Origin of the sequence: Dermacoccus sp. SAI-028, from assembly GCF_004346775.1 — a bacterium.
GTDB classification, from domain to species: Bacteria; Actinomycetota; Actinomycetes; order Actinomycetales; family Dermatophilaceae; genus Dermacoccus; species Dermacoccus nishinomiyaensis.
The window spans coordinates 2,415,380-2,427,950 of the sequence record NZ_SMFS01000001.1 but is presented as its reverse complement, the minus strand read 5'-3'; the positions used below and the strand labels follow the sequence as shown (position 1 = coordinate 2,427,950).

Genomic DNA, 12,571 nt, shown 5'->3' with positions numbered 1-12,571 from the left:
GCTCATGACTGAAACGCCGTCCTCCGCTCCTCGCCGTCGCGCGCGCAAGGCCGTCATCCCGGCCGCCGGGCTCGGCACGCGCTTCCTGCCTGCCACGAAGGCCATCCCCAAGGAGATGCTGCCGGTCGTCGACAAGCCGGCCATCCAGTACGTCGTCGAAGAGGCGGTGCGCGCAGGGGTTCCCGACATCCTCACGATCACCGGTCGTTCCAAGGCTGCTCTCGAGGATCACTTCGACCGCCACTGGGAGCTCGAGCGGGCCCTCGAGAAGAAGGGCGACGAGAAGCGCCTCAAGCGTGTGCAGAAGTCGGCCGACCTCGGTGAGGTCCACTTCATCCGCCAGGGCGAGCCGCGCGGCCTCGGCCACGCCGTGCTCGTCGGGCGCAACCACGTCGGCGACGAGCCGTTCGCCGTCCTGCTCGGCGACGACCTCATCGACGAGGACGACCACCTGCTCGAGCAGATGATCGACGTGCAGGCCAAGCACGGCGGGTCCGTCATCGCGCTCATGGAGGTGCCGGACGACCAGATCCACCTCTACGGCTGCGCGGCCGTCGAACCGATCGAGGGCGAGGGCGAAGACGTCGTGCGCGTCACCGGTCTCGTCGAGAAGCCGGCCGCGGGGGAGGCGCCGAGCAACCTTGCGATCATCGGCCGCTACGTGCTCGACCCGTCGATCTTCGCGGTGCTCGAGAAGACGGAGCCGGGACGCGGCGGCGAGATCCAGCTGACGGACGCGCTCGCCGAGCGTGCGAGCGCGACGGGTGAGGGCGCCGGCGTCATCGGTGTCGTCTTCCGCGGCAGCCGTTACGACACGGGCGACCGTCTCGACTACCTCAAGGCCGTCGTGCGTCTCGGCACGCGTCACAACGAGTTCGGTTCCGACTTCCGCTCCTGGCTGCAGGGCTGGGTCGAGACCGACGAGGGCAAGGGGCGCACTCGCACCGAGCGCGGCGCCTGACGCCATCCAGCATGGGGATGACGCCCCGTTCGCAACCGAATCCGGTTGCGAACGGGGCGTTGTCGGTGGTGGGTTGCACAATGGGGGCATGTCGCACGCCCCCGAACTCATCACCGATGCCGAGCACCTCGCGCGCATCCTCGCGGCCGTTCCACGGCTGCCTGCGCGGCGGGTGGCGCTGGCCGACGGCGGGTGGGTCGGTGACGTCCTCGGGCGGGCGCTCGCCGCTGACGTGTGCAGCGGCGTCGACCTGCCGGGGTTCACGAATTCCGCGATGGACGGGTACGCCCTGCGAGCCGGGGACGCTGCGGACGGCGAGCTACCCGTCGTCGGCGACATCCCGGCCGGTGACACACGTGAGCTGACATGCGCGCCGGGTGGGGCCTGGCGCATCATGACGGGCGCGCCGGTGCCGTCGGGGACGACGACGGTGGTGCCGGTCGAGCAGAGCGACGGTGGGCTGGAGCGCGTGCGGTTCACGGGCGAGGTGGAGGACGGGCGCCACATCCGCCGACGCGGCGAAGACGTGCGCATCGGCGACGTGCTGCTGCGCGCCGGCACGATCATCGCACCGCAACACGTCGCCGTCATCGCCTCGGCGGGGGTGGATCACATCGAGGTGGCACCGCGCCCGCGCGTCGTCGTGCTGTCGACGGGGGACGAGCTGCGTCCGGCCGGAGAAGCGCTGCAGCATGGGCAGATCCACGATTCGAACGGGCCGATGCTCGCTGCGCTCGTCGCTGCGGTGGGAGCCGAACTCGTCGAGGTCGCGCACGTGCGTGACGATGCCGGCGAGGTGGCGCGGGTGCTGGAGCGTGCCGTCGCGACGGCTGACGCCGTCATCACGACGGGTGGGGTGAGCGCGGGGGCGTATGACGTCGTCAAGGCCGCGCTGATCGAGGCGGGCGAGGTGACGTTCGACAAGGTCGCGATGCAGCCCGGCAAGCCGCAGGGTTTCGGGCTGCTCGGCGAGCGGGGAGTGCCGGTGTTCACGCTGCCCGGCAACCCGATGAGCACGCTCGTGTCGTTCTGGGTGTTCGTCGCACCCGCGCTCGCGCACATGAGCGGGCGCCCGGCGCCCGTGTGGCGACGCGGCGTCGTGCGTGGCCCGGGGTGGACGTGCCCGCGTGGACGTGCCCAGTACGCGCGGGTCCACGCGGTGCGCGGCGCTGACGGTGAGCTGACGATCCGTGCCAATGCGCGCCAGGGATCGCATCACCTCGGTGAGTTGGGCGAGGCCAACGCGCTCGCGCGCGTGCCGCGAGAGGCCCGCCAGGTCGAGACGGGTGAGATGCTCGACGTGCTAGTGCTCGACGGGCCGATCGACGCGCCCCTGGCGGGCGCCTACGACGAGAACGTGGCGGACGAGAAGGAGTGACATGAGCGACCTCACCCACGTGCGTGGTGACGGCAGCGCACACATGGTCGACGTCGCGGCGAAGGCCGTGACGCGACGTTCGGCGTCAGCGGCGGGGCGCGTGCTGCTGAGCGAGCGCGCCGTGGCGGCGCTGCGTGACGGTGACGTGCCCAAGGGCGACGCCCTCGCCGTCGCACGCATCGCGGGGTTGCAGGCGGCCAAGCGCACCCCTGACCTCATTCCGCTCGCCCACCCGATCGCGGTGCACGGTGTCGAGGTCGACCTCGACGTCACCGACGACGGCGTCGACATCCGCGCCACCGTCGTCACCGCCGATCGCACCGGCATCGAGATGGAAGCGCTGACCTGTGTGAGCGTCGCGGCGCTCGCGCTCATCGACATGGTCAAGGCCGTCGACAAGCACGCACGCATCACCGACGTGCGCGTCACGGCGAAGTCGGGTGGGCGCAGCGGTGACTGGCATGAGTGAACGGCGCGCCGCCGTCGTCACGTGCTCGACGCGGGCCGCGCAGGGCATCTACACCGACGCGACCGGGCCCGTCATCGCGGCATGGCTACGTGAGCGGGGGTGGACGGTCGACGCGCGACTCGTCGCCGACGGGCCGGCGGTGGGCGACGCGCTCGGTGACGCGCTCGCGCTCGGGTGCCGCGTCGTCGTCACGACCGGCGGGACGGGGGTCTCGCCGAGCGACGCGACGCCGGAGCAGACGCGGCCGTACCTCACGATGCAGCTCAGCGGCGTCGAGGAGGCGTTGCGTGCGAAGGGTGTGGCCGCAGGGGTGGCGACGGCCGTCCTTTCGCGTGGGCTCGCCGGCATCGCGGACGGCGCCGCGGGGCGCGCGTTCGTCGTCAACCTGCCTGGCTCGCGTGGCGGAGTGGCCGACGGTCTCGACGTGCTCGACGGCATCCTCGAGCACGTCATGGCGCAGCTCGACGGAGGCTCGCACTGATGGGTCCGGGCACGTGGCCCGTCACGCTGCGGCGGCGCTATCGCGGCGGTGAGCTGGGGTTGCGTCCGTTGCATCCCCGTCGGGATCTGCAGGAGTGGAGTGCGCTGCGCGCCGCGAACCGCCGGTGGACGGGCCCCTGGGATTCGACGAACCCCTACCCCGAGCCGGCGCTGGGCTTCAAGGCGGCCGTCAAGGAGCAGAACGCGGAGGCACGCGCGGGTCGGTTGTTGCCGTGGGCGATGACGTGGAACGGTGCCCTGGCCGGGCAGGTGCACATCTTCACGATCGTGCGTGGGGCGCAGCAGGGCGGCACGATCGGCTACTGGATCGGTGAACGCTTCGCCGGGCACGGCCTGACGCCCATGGCCGTCGCGATGGCCGCCGACCACGCGTTCGGTGTGGAGCGCTTGCACCGCCTCGAGATCAACGTGCGCCCCGACAACGCGAACTCGCTGCGCGTCGTCGAAAAGCTCGGCTGGCGTGACGAAGGCGTGCGCCGCGAGTTCCTCCACATCGACGGCGCGTGGCGCGACCACCGCTCGTTCGCACTGCTGCGCCACGAGGTCGACGGCACGCTCGTGCAGCGTGTGCAGAATCTCGAGCGATCGGGCTCCGTCGACACTGTTGACACTGTCGACTCGCCATAGCGCCTCGGACGCATCGACCCCGTCTGACCCGCCTTGAGCCTGCCTGATTCCTCGGACCCCCGACCCCCTCTGGCCCCCCCCGACCCCGTCTGACCTTTCGGACCTCTGAACCCGTCTGCCCCCTCGAACCGCTGAACAGCGCCGTCGAAACCCGCCTCGACGTGGCCCGTACCCAACTGCGATTCACGTTCACATCGGCGAACGGCATCCACATCGGCGATTCATGTCCACAACTGCGATTCTCGTCCACGTTCGCCGACGCTCCGCCATCCGCGCGCCGGAGCCGACCGCGCCGTGCACACCGACGATCGGTGCCGACGTCGGTCTGTGCCCTCCGTCGTCCGCCGGCGGCGGGGCATTGTTACCCCACGCAGTGAAGGTTTTTTGCGCGACACGCGCGGCGTGGCTCACTCGTTGTGATGCCGCCGCGCCCTAGCCTGGTGTGCGTGAGTGCCAGCAGCCTGATCTTCTTCGTCATCATTGCCGTGTGGGCTGCCTACATGCTCAAGCACTGGGTGCGCCGCCGCGAGGATCTCGCGACCGCGCGCACCGTCGATCGATTCTCGGAGGCGATGAGGATGCTCGAACGCCGTACCCCGATCCAGGCTGACGTCTCGGCGCGCGCCGACGAGCCGTCGCGCACGATCCTGCGTCCTCAGGTCAGCGTCAAGGGTGCTTCGCGCGTGACGCCCGGCGCCCCCGAGGGTGACGCGCACGCGTCGACCGCTGAGCGCTTCGAGGTGACGGCGACGCGGGTGCCCGCTCGTCTTCAGGGCGCGGCGCAGGGCCTTGCCCGCGTGCCGGCGGCTCTCGAGTCGCCGAAGGTCAAGCTGTTTGCCCTGCTCGGATCGTTCGGTTTCTTCGTCGTGACGGCGCTGCTCGCTCTGCTGACGCTCGTGCCGGCGGGGCTGCCGTTGCTCGGCCTGCTGGCGACGGCCGGTGTCGTCGTGTGGCTGCGCCGCTCGGCGATCGCAGCGCGGACGGCCAAGGCTGCGTCGACCACGGTGCGCCCGGTGGGCGTCTCAGCTCCGGCGCGCGCCGCGTCGCCTGCGCGTTCGAGCGCCACTGTGGGCGCCACCCGCGTCGAGGTCGAGGGGGCTGAGACCGCGGTGCCGATGACGAAGCGGTCGCCGCTCGTCGCGCAGCTGCCGGAGCGCGACGTCGACGCCGAGCCGGCCGTCGACGTCGAGCCTGACGTGGACGCCGTGGCGCGTGCGCAGGCCGAGGTGTTCGACGCTGCGGCATGGGCGCCCGTCGAGGTGCCGCGCCCGACGTACACGATGAAGGCGAAGGCCGAGCGTGAACCTGTCGAGCCGGCGGCGACCGTCGATGAGGTTGATACGCGCCCGCTCGCCGCGCGGTACGAGAACACGCCCGTCGAGGATCTGCCGTTCGACGGCATGGCGCTCGACGAGGACTACGAAGAGCTTCCGCAGGTCTACCGCGCCGGCTGAGGCCGCACGCGAGGCTTTGACGACGGACGGCGGGTGCCCACGGGGCGCCCGCCGTCTTCGTGTGTCTGAGGGTGCGTTTCCGGTGTGACGGGTTGCACGTGTGCTTTCGGTGACACGAAGGAGCGTTCTGCTGGTGGGGTAGTGGAGGAGCAGGGAGCCGTGCGTGGGTCGCCAGGCCCGGTGAGCAGGGTGGGTGACGGCCGATCGGGGCGCCTCGTGTTGGTCTGTGCGCCGCTTGGTGGTAACGTGTCTCTCGCTTCACGGGGCTATGGCGCAGTTGGTAGCGCGTCTCGTTCGCAATGAGAAGGTCTGGGGTTCGAATCCCCATAGCTCCACCGAGATGAATACAGACAGCCACCCGGGACATGATTCTCGTCCGGGTGGCTGTCTGTATTCACATTTGTCGAACACTGCTATTCGAGAACCGCCGCAGCGGAGCGAGGATGGCGGAGTCCCCGTGGCTCCGAGACGCGAAGCGCGTGCCGAGCCCTGCCCCTGGCGCTGACGCGCAAAGCGCGTCTCGAGTCCGGGTTCAGCCGCCGCCTACTTGCTCTTGATGTCTCCTCCGATGGAGTCCTTGATGCCGTCGAGGGCTGAAGTGCTGCTCATGACGTACCAGTTGGGGCCGGCGAGGATGGCGTCGTCGCCCGTCAGTTTGCCGGTCGCGTCGGTGATGGCTTTCTTGGCTGCGTTCTCTCCGTCGTAGACGACGAAGATGGCGTGGGTGCCGCCGACGCATTCGCCTGAGCTGGAGGCGCCCGCTGGCGGCGTCGTCGGGTTGTACCCGGTGCAGTGCAGGCCTGCGTTGACGGCTGCGCTGCGCAGTTCCGTCGCGGTGTCGAAGCGGTGGGTCTGGGCGGAGCACGCGGTCAGGACGAGCAGGGGTGTGACGGTGGCGATGGCCCAGGTACGCATGGTGTCAGGCTACTCGCCCGCCCCGGCGCGCTGCGTGCTTCCCCCGTCCTCATCGGTGAAAGCGTGGGTCGGTGCAGTGCGGCGCGAGTCCGCGGTCAGGGTGACGCTTCGCGCTGTGACAACGAATCCGCCCGACGCGTTGAAACGCCGCTCACCGACCCCAACGCCACAACGTCCGTTGAATGCGGCCGAAAATCGCCGATGTGGACGAGATCCGCGAAGGGGGACGCCGTTCGCCGATGTGGACGAGATTCGCGAAGGGGGACGAGAATCGCAGGGGGGCGGGGGTTACTTCGACGAGGAGCCGGTGGAGGGGACGACGACGGCGGAGTCCGAGGACGGCCAGCACGAGAAGCCGGCGGGCAGCGTCACCTTGCCGCCCTCGACCATGTCGAGGCACTTGGAGACGAGGACGTTCGGGTCCTTGCTCACCGACTTCGCGAGCGCTTCGTTGGCCTTCGCCTGCTGTTCGGCCGTCTTGACGCCCTGCTCGGCGATGCGCGTCTGCGCGACCTGGGCGAGCAGCGCGTTGGCCTTCGACTGCGTGTTGTCGTCGAGCTTGATGACCGGGATGATCACCGACAGCACCTCGATCTGGTCGCCGATCTGGTCGCGCATGTCCTTCGTCGCGTCCTCTGAGAGCTTCGCGAGCGTCGGGGTCGTCGGGTTGCCCTTCTCGTCGACGGCGAGGGCGTCGTAGGACGCGAACTCCTTGTTGAGGCTCGAGGACAGCTGCCGGTCGACGAGCCTCGAGCGGATGCTGGAGAACTCGCGGTAATTCTGGAACAGCGCGTCGGAGGCGTCGGGGCGGATACGCCAGCGGATGGACGCGTCGACGCACGCCGTCGCCTGGTGGGCGATGCGCACGTTGATGCAGCTCTTGTCGTCGGCGGTGTGGCTGTCGGTCTGGATCGCGGCGTCCATGTACGTCACCTTCTGCCACGGCGCCTTGAGGTGGAAGCCGTTGCTGAGGCTGCCCGTCGGCTTGCCGAACGTCGTCACGACACCGATCTCTTTCGTCGGCACGACGACGGAACTCGCGACGGCGAGGACGATGACGGCGAGCGTCGCGCAGGCCGCAGAGACGAGGTAGGCCAGACGCGCGCGAGCCCGCGTGCTCGGCGCCTCGGGACGCGCGGCGTGCAGGAACCCGCGGGCGGGGGAGGCGCCGGAGTCGAGATCATCGCTGTCGTCGGCGTCGACATCTTCTACACCGTCATCCGATGCGTCAAGATCACCCGCGCGGGCACGACCGGCCGTGGCCGCCTCGCCCCGTGAGTCCGGGACGGCCTGCTTCCGCCCCGCGCGGCGCAGGTGGCGCCCGTAGAGGAAGGCCACGAGGGCGAGCAGGAGCAGGATCACGCTGAAGATCGTCGAGGCCATGGCGTGAGTGTAGAGCCGCGATGACGCCCGAATGCCGACGCGCCGCCCACATCGTCGTGGGCGGCGCGTCGCGCGAGCTTCGGGTCAGGCGCGCGTCACGGGTGACGTTCGTGGCGTGCGAGGTCGCTGGTCTCGGTGTCGACGTGCGGCGACGCTTCGATCGCTTCGAGGATCGCTTTCTCGCTGCCGCCCTTCGCGCCGTAGCGAGCGATGCCGATGCCGACGACGACGGCGGTGAGGCCGAGCGTCAGCCATAGGTTGAGGCGCTGGTCGGCGCGCAGCGCCATCGCGACGATCGTGAAGACGATGAACGCCATCGTCACGTAGGTGAGGACGGGGAAGGCCCACATGCGTACGGCCGGGCGTGCGTCGACGCGGTTCATCGCGGCGCGCGAGCGCAGCTGCGTCGCGGCGATGACGAGGTAGACGATGAGCGCGATGGCGCCTGACGTCGACAGCAGGTACGTGAAGATCTTCTCCGGCAGCAGGTAGTTGCCGAACACGGCGACGAAGCCGACGACGACGGAGACGAGGATCGCGACCTGCGGCACGCCGCGTCGGTTGATGCGCGCGAACGCCTTGGGTGCGTCACCGCGCTGGCCGAGGCTGAACGCCATGCGACTCGCGGTGTAGAGCGCGGAGTTGAGGCAGCTCGCGACGGCGGTCAGGATGACGAAGTCGAGCACGCTCGACAGGTTCTTCAGGCCCATGTTGTTGAGCGCCTCCTGGTAGGAGCCGTTCTCCTGCAACGAGGGGGAGTTCCACGTCGTCAATGCGATGACCACGAAGATCGAGCCGAGGTAGAACAGCGAGATGCGCCAGATGACGCTGTTGACGGCCTTGCGGATGCCCTCGACCGGGTTCTTCGACTCGGCCGCGGCGATCGTCACGATCTCGGTGCCCATGAACGTGAACATCGTCGTCAGCATGGCGGCGAGGACGCCGCTCCAGCCGTCGGCGAAGAAGCCGTGGTCGGTGAATCCGTGCAGCCCCGAGGCGTGCGAGCCGGGAAGGATGCCGAGGATCGCGAGCACACCGAGGACGATGAACCCGACGATGGCGATGACCTTGATGAGCGCGAACCAGAACTCGAACTCGCCGTAGTTGGCGACGGAGAACAGGTTCGTCACCGTCAGCAACGCGGTGATGATGAGAGCGAACACCCATTGGGGCCAGTCGATCCAGCCCGAGAGGATCTTCGCGCCGGCCGTCGCCTCCACGGGGATGACGAGCACCCAGAACCACCAGTACAACCACCCGATGGAGAAGCCCGCCCACTTGCCGAGCGCGCGGTCGGCGTAGACGGAGAACGAGCCGGAGTCGGGGTTGGCCGTCGCCATCTCGCCGAGCATGCGCATGACGAGGACGACGAGCGTCCCGGCCAGCGCGTAGGCGATGAGGACCGACGGGCCGGCGAGCTTGATCGCCGAGGCCGAGCCGACGAAGAGGCCGGCGCCGATGACGCCAGCGATCGAGATCATCGTGACGTGGCGCGGCTTGAGACCGCTGCTGAGAGCTTCGCCGTCAGCGGGCGGATGGGGTGCGTTCATGTGGAGAACTCTGACGGCTCGTATCGCATCCGACAATCGCCCCGCCGCGCGTCCCCCGATTCGTACCCAGATCGTGACCTGGGTCATAGCGCGATGAGAGGTCGCGCATTGCTGATCGGCGAAGCCGCGGGCTCCTCAACAGGCATCGCGAGCCTCGACCGCCGGTCGGCACGCGACCCGCGCCGGAAGCCCCCGTCAGATCCAGGACGGCAGCCACATCCGCCAGCTCCAGTGATCGTGGGGGATGACCTGCGCGGTGTAGATCGGCCAGAAGAAGACGAACGTCGCGACGGCGAGCACGACGTACGCACCGACGACGCCGGCGCCGATGCGTCGCCGTCGCAGGCTCGCGGTGGCGGGTCCGAGGATCAAGCCCAGGCAGTACGTGACGGCCAGGATGACGTAGGGCGCGAACACGACCGCGTAGAAGGTGAAGACGGTGCGCTCCTGATAGCTGAACCAGGGCAGCCATCCGGCGAGCACGAGTGCGATGAGCGTCCCGGCACGCCAGTCGCGGCGCAGCGCCCACATGAAGACGCACACGAGCAGGGCGGCGATGCCGAACCACCAGATGCTGACGTTACCGAGCGAGGTGATCGCCTTCGAGCATTCCGTGACCGAGCACCCCTGATCGCGCTTCGCAGGCGCCTCGTAGAAGAACGAGGTGGGGCGTGTCTGCGCCATCCACGACCACGGGTTCGACTGATACGTGTGTGGCGACGTGATGCTCTCCGCCGAGTCGTACATCTGGATGTGGTACTGCCACAGGCTGCGCAGGCTGTCGGGCAGCCACGAGAACAGGCTCGAATCGGGTGCGAACCCGGTGTTCTTGGTCGCCGGGTTGCTCGCGGCCCAGTTGCGTCCCCAGGCGTCGTTCGAGTGGAACCATCCGGCCCAGGTGAGCAGATATGTCAGGCATGCCGTGGGGACGATGATGAGCGCCCCGGTGACGGCGTCCTTGATGACGGTCGCCGAGAGCCAGCGGCGGACGCCGACGGCGCGGCGCGCTCCGAGATCCCAGAACACGGTGAGCAGACCGATCGCGGCGAGATAGAACCCGTCGGACCACTTCGTCGCCATGCCGAGGCCGAGGCACACGGCGGCGACCCAGCGCCACGGGCGCAGGCCGAGCGACGGGCCGGCGAGGCGCTGCTTCGCATCGAGCGACCAGTCGCCGTCACGACGCAGCTGCGCGACCTTGCGCGCGAGGATCCGACGGCTGCGGTCGCGGTCGGCGAGGATCGCGACGAACCCGGCGAGAGCCCAGAAGCTGACGAGCCCGTCGAGGATCGACGTGCGCGACATGACGAATTCCATGCCCTCGAACGCGGTCAGCAGCGCCGCGATCGTCGCGAGCGTCGCCGAGCGGAACAGGTGCCAGGCCGCGCGCCCGACGAGCAGGATCGCGAGCGTGCCGGTGAGTGCCACTGCGATGCGCCAGCCGAACGAGGAGGTGATGCCGAACAGGTGCTCGCCTGCGCCGATCATCCATTTGCCGAACGGCGGATGGACGATGAAGTCGGGTTCGGTGCCGTATACGGTCGGCACCTGGCCGTGCGTGAAGAACGCGTCCGGCTCCGGCATGTTCGCGGGCGTCTTGCGTTCGTGGCCGTACAGGATCATCGACCAGCCCTGCTTGACGTAATACGTCTCGTCGAAGATCAGCTGGTGCGGGCGCCCCAGATCCCACAGCCGCAGCAAACCGCCGATCAGCATGACCGTCAGGGGGCCGAACCAGCTCCACAACTTCTGCTGCGCACTCGCCGGGGCGCCGAGCAGGCGCTCGCGCAGCATCAACTCGTCACGGTCGGGATGGCCGTCGGTGTCGACGCGGGTGGCGGACGACGGGGCGTCAGTCAGGGTGGCGTTCACCGGTGGCGTCCTCGATCCTCGCGGGCTGGCGGTGGGACGGTCTGCCCCGGTTGGCCAGCGTAGTCGGTGGCACTGACAGGAGGGGCCCGCTCCGACGTCACGCCCCGTGACCCAGGTCGACCCGCGGCGGGCACGAGGCGCGCCTGCGCCAGCGTGACACCATGGCCGCGTGAGTACCGAAGCACCCGTCCCCGCCCTCGTTCTCGCCGCGACGCCGATCGGCGACCCGACGGACGCGGCACCGCGTCTCACCCACGAACTCGCGAGCGCGCCGCTGATCCTCGCGGAGGACACGCGGCGGACGAAGCGGCTCTGCGACGCGCTGGGCGTCACCCCGAGCGGGTCGATGATGAGCTACCACGAGCACAACGAGGCCCAGCGCACGGGCGAGATCGTCGAGCGCATCGCCGCAGGCGAACGCGTCCTGCTCGTCACCGACGCCGGGATGCCGAGCGTCAGCGACCCGGGGTACCGCCTCGTCGCCGCGTGCGTCGAACGCGACCTGACGGTGACGTGCGTGCCCGGTCCGTCGGCCGTCCTCATGGCGCTCGCGGTGTCAGGGCTGCCCGTCGACCGGTTCTGCTTCGAGGGGTTCCTGCCGCGCAAGGCCGGCGAACGCGCCCGCACGCTCGCGGCGCTCGCCGACGAGGCACGCACGATGGTGTTCTTCGAGGCGCCGCACCGTTTGGCGGTGACGCTCGAGGCGATGGCCGACGCGTTCGGCGACGAGCGGCGCGGCGCGGTCTGTCGTGAACTGACGAAGACGTACGAGGAGGTCCGCCGCGGTGGTCTGCGCGAACTCGCGGCGTGGGCCCTCGACGGGGCACGCGGCGAGATCACCGTCGTCGTCGAGGGTGCCGAACCTCGCGAGGCGTCGCTCGAGGATGCGGTCGCGACGGTGCTCGATCTCGTCGCCGGGGGAGTGCGGCTCAAGGACGCGTGCGGCCAGGTCGCCCAGGCGAGCGGCCTGTCCAAGAAGACCCTGTACGACGCTGCTCTCGCGGCGCGCTGACGGTTAGCGCCCCCGAGCAACCGCAGGCCCGGTCGTCAGTCCTGGGCGTCGACGAAGTACACGCAACCGGGGTCGAGGGGCGTGCGCAGGCTGCCGCGGGCCGGGTCGTTCGGGGGGTAGCAGGCCCATAGCGCATGGGTGAGGTTCCACGTCGCGGTCGGGATGACGGCTTCGAGTTCGTGTGAGGTCGCATCGACCGACGGCGCGTCGAGTCGCGCCCGCACGTGGACGCCGTCGTCTCGCGGTTCGGCGGCGATGAGCGTCACCGTCTTCGTCGCGACGTGCGGGTTCTGACCCGAGGCGGTGACGGCGTGCCACGTCCGCATCACCCCGAACACGACGAGCGCGATGACGAGCGCCGCGACGATGTTGCGCACGAGACGACGGCGCCGAAGGCGGTGTTCGAGCGCGGAGTCGGCGGCGAGGGCGGGAAACGACATGGGCCGGGC

The 12,571-nt window shown here is 69.6% G+C and carries 12 protein-coding genes and 1 tRNA gene; 8 read left to right on the top strand and 5 right to left on the bottom strand.

All coding sequences use genetic code 11. The features are described 5' to 3' along the window. The first annotated feature begins 4 nt into the window (after window positions 1–4). The 7 genes from galU to EDC82_RS11010 all read left to right on the top strand — a co-directional run bounded on the left by galU (window position 5) and on the right by EDC82_RS11010 (window position 5,725). Window positions 5–961: a UTP--glucose-1-phosphate uridylyltransferase GalU gene (galU, locus tag EDC82_RS11040; RefSeq protein WP_038569218.1), complete on the top strand. Its 957-nt coding sequence runs from the start codon at window positions 5–7 to the stop codon at window positions 959–961. A gap of 88 nt (window positions 962–1,049) precedes the next feature. Further along, window positions 1,050–2,339, top strand: a complete 1,290-nt coding sequence (gene glp, locus EDC82_RS11035; protein WP_131941552.1) for a gephyrin-like molybdotransferase Glp — start codon at window positions 1,050–1,052, stop codon at window positions 2,337–2,339. A gap of 1 nt (window position 2,340) precedes the next feature. Then, the gene (gene moaC, locus EDC82_RS11030) at window positions 2,341–2,808 is read left to right on the top strand and encodes a cyclic pyranopterin monophosphate synthase MoaC (RefSeq protein ID WP_006943919.1); all 468 of its coding nucleotides are present in this window, start codon (window positions 2,341–2,343) and stop codon (window positions 2,806–2,808) included. After that, window positions 2,801–3,289 (top strand): molybdenum cofactor biosynthesis protein B, encoded by a 489-nt coding sequence (locus tag EDC82_RS11025; protein WP_074040827.1) that lies wholly within the window; start codon window positions 2,801–2,803, stop codon window positions 3,287–3,289. The genes moaC and EDC82_RS11025 overlap by 8 nt, the downstream gene beginning before the upstream one ends. Beyond that, window positions 3,289–3,936 carry a GNAT family N-acetyltransferase gene (locus tag EDC82_RS11020; RefSeq protein WP_131941550.1) on the top strand — a complete coding sequence of 216 codons (648 nt, stop codon included), beginning with the start codon at window positions 3,289–3,291 and terminating at the stop codon, window positions 3,934–3,936. Before EDC82_RS11025 ends, EDC82_RS11020 begins: the two co-directional genes overlap by 1 nt. Window positions 3,937–4,382: 446 nt before the next feature. Continuing rightward, window positions 4,383–5,390, top strand: coding sequence for a hypothetical protein (locus tag EDC82_RS11015; RefSeq protein ID WP_131941548.1), 1,008 nt, complete (start codon window positions 4,383–4,385; stop codon window positions 5,388–5,390). Window positions 5,391–5,652: 262 nt separating this feature from the next. Then, window positions 5,653–5,725 (top strand) — tRNA-Ala (locus EDC82_RS11010). A 208-nt stretch (window positions 5,726–5,933) separates the two neighbouring features. Here the strand turns inward: EDC82_RS11010 and EDC82_RS11005 are convergent. The 4 genes from EDC82_RS11005 to EDC82_RS10990 all read right to left on the bottom strand — a co-directional run bounded on the left by EDC82_RS11005 (window position 5,934) and on the right by EDC82_RS10990 (window position 11,110). Next, complete coding sequence (locus tag EDC82_RS11005; RefSeq protein WP_006946795.1) at window positions 5,934–6,305, bottom strand: hypothetical protein; 372 nt, start codon at window positions 6,303–6,305, stop codon at window positions 5,934–5,936. 288 nt (window positions 6,306–6,593) lie between these two features. After that, window positions 6,594–7,688 (bottom strand): SPFH domain-containing protein, encoded by a 1,095-nt coding sequence (locus EDC82_RS11000; RefSeq protein WP_131941546.1) that lies wholly within the window; start codon window positions 7,686–7,688, stop codon window positions 6,594–6,596. Window positions 7,689–7,783: 95 nt separating this feature from the next. Further along, a complete protein-coding gene (locus tag EDC82_RS10995; RefSeq protein ID WP_131941544.1) occupies window positions 7,784–9,238 on the bottom strand; it encodes an amino acid permease in 1,455 nt (484 codons plus the stop codon). Window positions 9,239–9,433: 195 nt separating this feature from the next. Further along, window positions 9,434–11,110, bottom strand: a complete 1,677-nt coding sequence (locus EDC82_RS10990; RefSeq protein ID WP_131941542.1) for a dolichyl-phosphate-mannose--protein mannosyltransferase — start codon at window positions 11,108–11,110, stop codon at window positions 9,434–9,436. A gap of 169 nt (window positions 11,111–11,279) precedes the next feature. Between EDC82_RS10990 and rsmI the strand changes: the two genes are divergently transcribed. Next, a complete protein-coding gene (rsmI, locus tag EDC82_RS10985) occupies window positions 11,280–12,122 on the top strand; it encodes a 16S rRNA (cytidine(1402)-2'-O)-methyltransferase (RefSeq protein WP_062258155.1) in 843 nt (280 codons plus the stop codon). A 35-nt stretch (window positions 12,123–12,157) separates the two neighbouring features. On the opposite strand, the gene EDC82_RS10980 is transcribed toward rsmI, so the two are convergent. Further along, window positions 12,158–12,562 carry a hypothetical protein gene (locus EDC82_RS10980; RefSeq protein WP_006946813.1) on the bottom strand — a complete coding sequence of 135 codons (405 nt, stop codon included), beginning with the start codon at window positions 12,560–12,562 and terminating at the stop codon, window positions 12,158–12,160. Window positions 12,563–12,571 lie beyond the last annotated feature (9 nt).

What these genes read in the sequence shown, in the direction of transcription:
- EDC82_RS11025 (WP_074040827.1), top strand. Translation starts at nt 2,801, where the DNA reads ATGAGTGAACGGCGCGCCGCCGTCGTCACGTGCTCGACGCGGGCCGCG.
- EDC82_RS11020 (WP_131941550.1), top strand. Translation starts at nt 3,289, where the DNA reads ATGGGTCCGGGCACGTGGCCCGTCACGCTGCGGCGGCGCTATCGCGGC.
- EDC82_RS10995 (WP_131941544.1), bottom strand. Translation starts at nt 9,238, where the DNA reads ATGAACGCACCCCATCCGCCCGCTGACGGCGAAGCTCTCAGCAGCGGT.
- glp (WP_131941552.1), top strand. Translation starts at nt 1,050, where the DNA reads ATGTCGCACGCCCCCGAACTCATCACCGATGCCGAGCACCTCGCGCGC.
- EDC82_RS11000 (WP_131941546.1), bottom strand. Translation starts at nt 7,688, where the DNA reads ATGGCCTCGACGATCTTCAGCGTGATCCTGCTCCTGCTCGCCCTCGTG.
- EDC82_RS11005 (WP_006946795.1), bottom strand. Translation starts at nt 6,305, where the DNA reads ATGCGTACCTGGGCCATCGCCACCGTCACACCCCTGCTCGTCCTGACC.
- EDC82_RS10980 (WP_006946813.1), bottom strand. Translation starts at nt 12,562, where the DNA reads ATGTCGTTTCCCGCCCTCGCCGCCGACTCCGCGCTCGAACACCGCCTT.
- galU (WP_038569218.1), top strand. Translation starts at nt 5, where the DNA reads ATGACTGAAACGCCGTCCTCCGCTCCTCGCCGTCGCGCGCGCAAGGCC.
- moaC (WP_006943919.1), top strand. Translation starts at nt 2,341, where the DNA reads ATGAGCGACCTCACCCACGTGCGTGGTGACGGCAGCGCACACATGGTC.